Raw genomic sequence first — 1,020 nt, forward strand, 5'->3', positions numbered from 1 at the left:
CTCGCGCCCTTTCCCTCGGTGTTGTTAGTGGTTAAGCGTATGTCCTTCGGCGTCGAGGTAGTCGCGCCATGATCGCCTTGGCGTCCAGCCCAGCATCCGTTGTGCTTTTGCGCTAGAGATTCCCGAGGCATCGGTACGGCTTAGTTCACGTAGTTCGATTGCGTCGCCGTAGTACTTGTTCAGGATCTCGGCGAAATTATGGCCGCCTACATTGTCGGGGGAAGCGATATAAAAGACCTCATGTCCGGGTAAGCCTGACTCGCTGGCCAGGACGATGGCATCGGCGAGGTCGTAGGCGTCGATGTAGCTCCATAGGTTGGGACTGAGAACTGACGCGTCGCGGATCTGTGGTCCGAGGTTGATCTCGTAGTTGCCTTCGAACTGAACCCAGCTGGGCCGGATGGAGATGCATTGGATGTCGGACCGGGCGACTGCCGCGTCCATGAGCTGCTCGCCGAAGTACTTGGAGAGCGCGTAGGGGTCCTGCGGGTGGATCGGGTGCTCCTCGTCAACGGGTGCGTAGTCAGGGAGCAATCCGCGCTCGGGAAAGAAGAACCCGGGGACCGTCTCACTGGAGATGTACACGAAGCGTTTCACGCCAAATTGTATGGCGGCCTCGAGGACGTTGAAGGTCGCCATGAGGTTGGTTTGGAATACGACGTGAGGCGGATGACCGGTCGGTTCTGGGATTGCGGCGACGTGTACGACGGCATCCGCTCCGCGGACGACGGCGTACGCTTCCCCGGCGTTGGTGAGATCGGCCATCGTGTACTTGGGGGTGCCTTCAGGCTTGCGCTCGAAGCCTGGACGAGTGAGATCGGTGGTGAGGACTTCGTGTCCGGCGTCGATCATCGCTTGGGTAGCGGCACGACCGACCTTTCCGTGGGCGCCAGTAATAAGGACCTTCATGATGTCTCCTAGATGGTAGTTCGGGGTTGGCGCAGGGATGAGCAGGCCTCTGGCACCCTCAACTGGATCGCCACCGTGCTGCTGGGCCATAACGTCCTGCAAAGTGCCCCG

Annotated in this window: 1 protein-coding gene; it reads right to left on the reverse strand. The window is 60.1% G+C overall.

From position 1 onward, the window contains the following. Window positions 1-24: 24 nt before the first annotated feature. Window positions 25-909, reverse strand: coding sequence for an NAD-dependent epimerase/dehydratase family protein (locus AC5RWX_RS33710; protein WP_494100489.1), 885 nt, complete (start codon window positions 907-909; stop codon window positions 25-27). Window positions 910-1,020 lie beyond the last annotated feature (111 nt).

It is taken from the genome of Arthrobacter sp. SPT-J7, assembly GCF_059089965.1.

Coding starts and splice junctions, on each gene's coding strand:
- AC5RWX_RS33710 (WP_494100489.1), bottom strand. CDS start 909: ATGAAGGTCCTTATTACTGGCGCCCACGGAAAGGTCGGTCGTGCCGCT.